Annotated in this window: 5 protein-coding genes and 1 pseudogene; 1 reads left to right on the top strand and 5 read right to left on the bottom strand. The window is 41.1% G+C overall.

Features of this window, described 5'->3' with window-relative positions; translation table 11 throughout:
- Positions 1-262: 262 nt before the first annotated feature.
- The 3 genes from F6K20_RS17935 to F6K20_RS17925 form a co-directional block, all read right to left on the bottom strand.
- The gene (locus F6K20_RS17935) at positions 263-511 is read right to left on the bottom strand and encodes a DUF4212 domain-containing protein (RefSeq protein ID WP_008185921.1); all 249 of its coding nucleotides are present in this window, start codon (positions 509-511) and stop codon (positions 263-265) included.
- Positions 512-1,271: 760 nt separating this feature from the next.
- Entirely contained in the window at positions 1,272-2,093 is an 822-nt protein-coding gene (locus tag F6K20_RS17930; protein WP_287251117.1) for a pentapeptide repeat-containing protein, read from the bottom strand.
- A gap of 46 nt (positions 2,094-2,139) precedes the next feature.
- The gene (locus F6K20_RS17925) at positions 2,140-2,682 is read right to left on the bottom strand and encodes a dihydrofolate reductase family protein (protein WP_287251118.1); all 543 of its coding nucleotides are present in this window, start codon (positions 2,680-2,682) and stop codon (positions 2,140-2,142) included.
- 453 nt (positions 2,683-3,135) lie between these two features.
- On the opposite strand from F6K20_RS17925, the gene F6K20_RS17920 reads away from it, so the two are divergent.
- Positions 3,136-4,011: a sulfotransferase domain-containing protein gene (locus F6K20_RS17920; RefSeq protein WP_071105104.1), complete on the top strand. Its 876-nt coding sequence runs from the start codon at positions 3,136-3,138 to the stop codon at positions 4,009-4,011.
- Between the two features lie 433 nt (positions 4,012-4,444).
- Here F6K20_RS17920 and cysS read toward each other — a convergent pair whose 3' ends face one another.
- Positions 4,445-5,929, bottom strand: coding sequence for a cysteine--tRNA ligase (cysS, locus tag F6K20_RS17915; protein ID WP_287295528.1), 1,485 nt, complete (start codon positions 5,927-5,929; stop codon positions 4,445-4,447).
- Positions 5,930-6,026: 97 nt separating this feature from the next.
- Positions 6,027-6,983 (bottom strand): annotated as a pseudogene (locus F6K20_RS17910) (RNA-guided endonuclease InsQ/TnpB family protein); the annotation flags it as partial.
- Positions 6,984-7,094: the final 111 nt, after the last annotated feature.

The raw sequence follows: 7,094 nt of genomic DNA, 5'->3' as shown, positions 1-7,094 counted from the left end.
AGATATTTACTTGTCTGAATAATTGCTATAGCGCTGCGCGCAGGGAATCGGGAATCGGGAATCGGGAATCGGGACAAAATCCTATGTACATCATTACTATGAGAAACCCTATATAGGGATTGTTGGTAATAAAAAAACGGTATTTTTTTTATTGGAAAGTACTATAGAATTGCCCTATTACAATTCTTAATTGCTAACTATAAAAATATAGTTTAGTTAAGCAAAGCCATTTATTTCCCAATTTATTTACCAACAGTAAACATTACTTTTTGTATTTACGGTCAATTTTATCCATCTGTATAGCGTAGATAAAAATTAGGACGACAAAGGTAAAAATACTACCTTGTTGTGCCATCCAGAAGCCTAGGGGAATATTCCCTACACTGACGTTGTTCAGTAATGTTACAAGCAGAATGCTACATACAACGGATACGAATGCCCAAACAATTAAGAGATTCCGAATTAATGCGATGTTGGCACGCCAGTATGCCTGACGCTTGTTTTGGTTCATAGTTTTATTAGTAATAGACTAAATTTACTATTTACGCTTGACTAGCTTCTGGATATAGAGCAACCACCGATAATTGCCCTGTAAGCATTCAGCCCTTAGCGGTCAGCCCTCAGCCATTCGCGTAGCGTGGCCTACTGCTGATACCTGATAGCTGATAGCTGATAGCTGATAGCTTACATTGCCTTAACATGGCGTATCGGTATTTCAAAATGTGCTAATATATACAGAAAATTTGCCGAAGCTTAGGGATAGGTTACACCAAAGGTGAACAAAAACCGTCTTTTTGGGGTTTTCTTAATAAAACTAAACAATTTTGGGGATTTAATCCTGTCTTTAGGTTATGGCATTGCTTGATGCGCACCAGCATAAGCTGATCACATCTGTGAACTTTGGCACTGCCCCAGACGGCTTTTCCCGTTGTTTAAAGGAATAGTAGATGAATTGTGAATACTATTTGGTTAAGAAACGTAAAGCTTAGATCAAGATTATGCTAAGTTTCGATAAAATAAATCGTAAGTTGATCGCCAAACGCGATCGCTAAAATCACACCTGATTTTGATCGGGGTATTTCTTAATCTGTTAGCATTCAGCCGTCAGTGGTCAGTGGTCAGTGGTCAGCTTATTTTATTCAAAAGTACCGATTGTGCTACGCGCATTAGCTGATAGCTGATAGCTGATAGCACCTCAAGTAGCGTGCGCGTAGCGCTTAAGCTGATAGCTGATAGCTGATAGCTAAATTAATCCCGGTTTAAGAGTATCCCTATTGATTGGTGCTACCATCGGGCATGATGGTATTGGTTAAGTTCGCCCCCTTGAGGTTGGCACGGTAAACTTTGTTGGGAGAACCCCAATCAGTAAGCTCCAAGGTATAGTCTAGTTGTGCTCCCTTGAGGCTAGCGTCGGAGAGGTTGGCATCGGAGAGGTCAATTCCCCTCAAGTCAGCCCGTTCAAGATTAGCTCCCATCAAGTTCGCCCCCCTGAGATTGGCACTTATTAAATAATGATCGAATGGCAATGAAGCACTTGTATTCAGCTCAGCCAGTGTTGCTTCTTGGAGATTGGCTTTCTCCAGGTTCACTCCACTCATATTAATCCCTACCAGATTGGCTTTTGATAAATTAGCTTCCCTGAGGTTAGCTCTTTCGAGCTTAATTGCTTTGGCGAAAATATTTGATAAGTTGGCTTCTTGGAGATTAGCTTGTTCTAAGTTAGCTTCTGTGAAGTTGCTCCAAACAAGATCAGCTTTTTTCAGGTTAGCTCTACGGAGATTAGCCCCACTGAGGTTAGCTTTTTTCAGGTTAGCGTTTTCGAGGTTAGCTCCCTCTAAATTGACCCCTACCAAATTAGCCTTTTCTAGATTAGCTCCCGCTAAGTTAACCCCTTCTAAATTAGCCTTTTCGAGATTCGCTCCTTTTAAATCATATCTGGAAAGTTCTAGCCCTGCTAAATTACAGTTTTGACAATTTTTTGTTTCCCGTAACTGTTCCAGAGGATTGTCTTGATTGATAATCAGCCAAGTAATTCCCAAAAGGGCAACTAATCCCAAAGAAATTACCCAGATCAACGATTGTCTAAGTTTCATTGGACTAATGGCAGAAAAAGTAAATGCTATTTGTATATATTTTTAATTATAATTCAATATTTTTCTCTCTTATATAGTAGCTTTTTACTAAAGTATCATTATATATTTCAGTTTTTTTGTGTCGTAATTTAAGATGTTGTTCTAGGGTTCCAAATAAAGGAACGCCTTTTCCCAAAAGAATTGGAACGCGAGTAATAATCATTTCATCAACAAGGTCTTCTTGAAGAAAACTTTGGATTACTCTACCTCCATCTATGTAAAGATTTGTATATCCCTTTTGATTCAAATGATTAATTATTTTTTTTATATCTCCACGAAGAATTTCTGCTTTACCAAAAACTTTTTCTGGAAGCTTTGTTAAGCTATTACTTAATACAAAAACGGGTTTTGGATAAACCCATTGACCAAAAGTTAAAACTTTATCAAAGGTTTTTCTTCCCATCACTATGGCATCTATGCTTTTCATAAACTTAGCATATCCATAATCACTTTGTTCGGGGTTAGGTATTTCTTCTAGCCAATCTAATCCGCCATCACTTGTAGCGATAAATCCATCTAAGCTTGTTGCTATATAGACATAATTGGTCATTAGATTTTATCCGTAATTGTCAAAATTAATCCTGATAACTATAAATATTGCAGGTTCTAACCAGATACGGCAAAAGTAGCTCCCGGATTTCTCACAAAGATAGTTTTAGTAGCTGTAGCCCTTATCCAGTCAAATCCAACCTAAACAGGTAAGGGTTTAAACAGTGTATTGTTTTTTCTATTCATTTTGATCAGGGTCAAGCCCAGATTTAATAACGCTTTCAGGGTTTGCGAACGCTAAATTTGTGAGAAATGCGGCGTCTTCAGTACATTTTATGCTAAATTTCCAGTTAAAAAACTCAGAAAGCTTTCTTTACAGGTAAAATTAGGATATTCAACTAACAAAATTTTCTGAATACGGCCTCTGACGACTGTTCCGGTGATCCGCTGTTCCGGTGATCCGCTGTGAAATACTGTTTATTTAGCATAACAAGTACGGAAGAGCCTGTAATCCATGGCAGACTATAAGCAAGCACTGGTAAAAGACGGTAAGAATCCAGAAGGTCTAATTGTCTTTCCAGCTTTCATTACCCAGAAGGAAATCGATGCCCTTAAGGACTTTAGAGTCGGGGATCGGGATACCTTTGTTGTCGCCTATCCTAAATCTGGTACGACATGGATGGAGCAGATTGTTCACTTGCTTGCTCACAATGGAGAGCAAGGGGACAAAGTATTGAGTGAAGCAGTTCCTTGGTTAGAAGGTGCAGCAACTCGTTATGGAGGTTTAGAGAATCTGATTAAAACTCCTAGCGATCGCCGTTACTTTCACACTCATTTACCGTTGTCTTTGATGCCAATGTTTGGCGAAACTAAAGCAAAGTATATTTATGTGGCTCGCAATCCTAAGGATAATGCTGTTTCCTATTATTATCATGCATTGAGCAAAATGGGATACGAGGGGAGTTGGAGCGAATTTATTACGCTATATCGTGAAGGCAAGGTGGCCTATGGCTCAATATTCGATCACGTTTGGGAATGGTGGAAAGCAAGCCAAGATTCAGATAATGTCATGTTTGTCAAGTACGAAGACATGAAAAAGGATTTAGCTCAAGTCGTTACCGATGTTGCTAGCTTTATAGATATTCCCTTAACCTCCGATTTACTCGATGCTGTGGTTGCTGGTAGTGAATTTTCGGCAATGGCAATCAATCCCAAAGCTAATCTGGATTGGGTGCCTCAGCGAGAAGGTATCCCCAAACATATGCGCAAAGGAATTGTAGGAGATTGGAAAAACCACTTTTCTTCAGAAGAGACTAGTATTTTTGATGCTCTATACCAATCAAGAATGGCACAATTTGGTCTGGAATTTGACTTTGAATTGACCTATTAGAATGTAGAATGTAGAATTTAGAATTTAGAATTTAGAATTTAGAGGATATCTGAAAAGTTTTTTGATATTGAATTTTGCCCCCCTAGCCCCCCAATTCTGGGGGGAACAAGAATCAATTGGCTGGTAAAAGTCCCCCAAAATTGGGGGATTTAGGGGGCTTGGATGTAGCAAATGAGACTTCTCAGACAACCTCTAAGAATTTAGAATTTAGAATTTAGAATTTAGAATTTAGAATTTAGAACTAAGAATTAAGAATTGGTAATTCTACATTCGGAATTCTTCATTCTACATTTGGCATCCTATATTCTACATTTGGAATTCTACATTCGGCATTCTACATTCGGCATTCTGGACAACCTTCACAATTCACCCTCAAGTCTTCACAATTAAGCCGAAACCTTCACAATTCAGCTGTAGTTTTCACAATTCAGCCTTAATTGCGATGCCATGTGGTAACGCCACCACCCTGGTCAATCAACGTAATCCCTTGAGCTTGCAAGTCATCGCGAATGCGATCGCTTAATTCAAAGTTCTTGGTTTTCCGTGCTTCAGCCCGCTGCTGAATCAGTGCTTCAATTTCCCCATCACTCAATCCATCCGTAGAAACTTCAGCTTCTTCTTCCGGTTGTGCTTCTAACCCTAATACCTCGGCTAATTCCACGAGACTACGCCATTGCTGCTCTAATTCTGAAGCAGGAGTCTCGGTTTTACCCTGATGTACGAGGATATTGCCTTCCCGGCGTAACCCTTTGGCCACTTCAAACAATACCGCTAACCCTCCAGCAAAGTTTAAGTCGTCATCTACGGCTTCTTGGAACTGTTGCGCTATGGTTTTATTTGATAAGTCATCCTGCAAGGGTTGTGATGGTTTGGGTGTGGCTGATTGGTCTTGCCATCCTAATTGTATACCATAGTTATGACCAAACAGCAAGCCTTCTTTGAGAGTTTGCCAGCCATTGGTAGCAGATGCGATCGCATCATCAGTAAAATCTATTGGTTTACGGTATTGCGCCATTAACACAAATAGCCGCACTGCCATGGGGTCAACGGGACGGTCGAGTAAGTCTCGGATAGTAGTAAAGTTGCCTAAAGACTTAGACATTTTCTCTCCATCCACCTTGACCATGCCATTGTGTAACCAATAACGGGCTAGGCTTTTACCAGTTACTGCTTCCGATTGAGCAATTTCATTTTCGTGGTGGGGGAAAACCAAGTCAGAGCCACCAGTATGAATATCAATCGTTTCCCCCAGCATTTCTCGCACCATCGCCGAGCATTCAATATGCCAACCTGGACGACCAGGTCCCCAAGGGGATTCCCAGGATGGTTCCTCTGGCTTAGCGCTTTTCCAAACCGCAAAATCAAAGGGGTCTTTCTTCTTAGGCCCAACCGAGTCGGCTACATCCACCCGTCCACTGGCTCCTGCTTGCAAATCCTCTAACTTGCGCCCAGAGAGTTTGCCATACTCCTCAAACCGACGCACTGAATAGTACACATCCCCATCTGCTTCGTAAGCATAGCCCTTTTGTTCCAACTCACACACCAGTCGCTTGATTCCATCTAAGCTATGAGTCGCGCGGGGGTAAGCATTAGCCTCTTGGACATTCAGCCTTGCCATATCTTCAAAATAGGCATCAATGAAGCGTTCCGACACTGCCTCCATAGAGGTGCCTTCCCTTCGCGCTCGGTTTAGGATTTTATCATCAATATCTGTAAAATTTTGGACATAATTTACCTCATAGCCCCGCCATTGTAAGTAGTGACGAGCGGTATCCCAGACAATACAGGTTCTAGCATGACCCAAGTGGCACAAGTCATACACCGTAATGCCGCAGCAGTACATCCGGACTTTACCAGTTTCCAATGGCTCAAAGGATTCCTTGCGGCGGGTTAAGGTATTGTAAAGGTTTAGGGTCATGACAAAGAAAAGATAAAATCACCAACAGTGGGCTATAGATATACTTTTGACATCCTCCCTGGTTAAATCAAAGATTATAACGAGGGATTCCTAAGACTCACGACTTAGGTTTCTGTTTCCTTCTCCCCTTGGGGGAGTTTTTCGCACCAGCCTTCCGAGATTTACTCTCTTCGGGTCTTACGGTCGCTCCGCAGACTGACACGGCAAGTCCTGCCGCCAAAATGTTAATTGATGCATTGATATCACGATCGTGGTGAGCATTGCAGGATAGGCAATCCCATTCCCGAATATTCAAAGGTAAAGACTCAACACGATTTAGGCAAACAGAACACAGTTTGCTACTAGGAAACCACTTATCAATGGAAATGGCTTCTCGATTATACCATTGAGACTTGTACTTAATCTGACGAATTATTTCCGCCCAGTTGGCGTCACTGATAACTTGAGCTAGTTTGTGATTTTTGACCAGATTTTTCACAGCTAAATCTTCAAACGCAATCAATTGGTTTTCTCTGACCAGTTGAGTAGTTAGCTTGTGGGTAAAATCTCGTCTAGAGTCTTTGATTTGTGCCTGCACCCTGGCAACCTTTAACCTGGCTTTGTAACGATTATTAGAACCTTTTTGTTTTCGTGACAAAGCTTTTTGGTATTTAGCTAGCTTTTTATTGAGCTTTTTCAAATGTTTGGGATTGGCAATTTTATCTCCGTCGCTTGTTGTGATCAGGCTAGTAACTCCTAAGTCCAAGCCAACTTGTTTATCTGTGGTCGGTAAGCTCAAATCTCTATGGTCATCAAACCTAATTGAGATCTGCCACCGCTCAGATGGGTCTAAGCTAACTGTAACAATACTTGGAGTGCAGTTTGCAGGTAACTGACGACTCCAACGAATCCGTAAAGGTTCTTTACATTTGGCAAGATAGACTTTACCATCTTCCCATTTGAATGCTGACTTAGTAAATTCTGCACTACCACCATTACGTTTTTTCTTGAAGTTAGGATACTTAGCTCGACCGGCAAAGAAATTAGTAAAAGCGGTTTGATTAGAGTCGATGCCTGGTATTACCCAGGGCACCTCTCCTTCAAATCCGGACGTGAAAGTTTCCCCTCATCCGGCTCCTGGATATCCTAGTCTTTCGACTTGCCCCCGTGGATGTTTTGGTGACAA

The organism is Moorena sp. SIO2C4, assembly GCF_010672485.1.
Lineage (GTDB): Bacteria > Cyanobacteriota > Cyanobacteriia > Cyanobacteriales > Coleofasciculaceae > Moorena > Moorena producens.
This window is presented reverse-complemented; position numbering and strand designations above follow the sequence as displayed.

Coding starts and splice junctions, on each gene's coding strand:
- F6K20_RS17935 (WP_008185921.1), bottom strand. CDS start 511: ATGAACCAAAACAAGCGTCAGGCATACTGGCGTGCCAACATCGCATTA.
- F6K20_RS17930 (WP_287251117.1), bottom strand. CDS start 2,093: ATGAAACTTAGACAATCGTTGATCTGGGTAATTTCTTTGGGATTAGTT.
- F6K20_RS17925 (WP_287251118.1), bottom strand. CDS start 2,682: ATGACCAATTATGTCTATATAGCAACAAGCTTAGATGGATTTATCGCT.
- F6K20_RS17920 (WP_071105104.1), top strand. CDS start 3,136: ATGGCAGACTATAAGCAAGCACTGGTAAAAGACGGTAAGAATCCAGAA.
- cysS (WP_287295528.1), bottom strand. CDS start 5,929: ATGACCCTAAACCTTTACAATACCTTAACCCGCCGCAAGGAATCCTTT.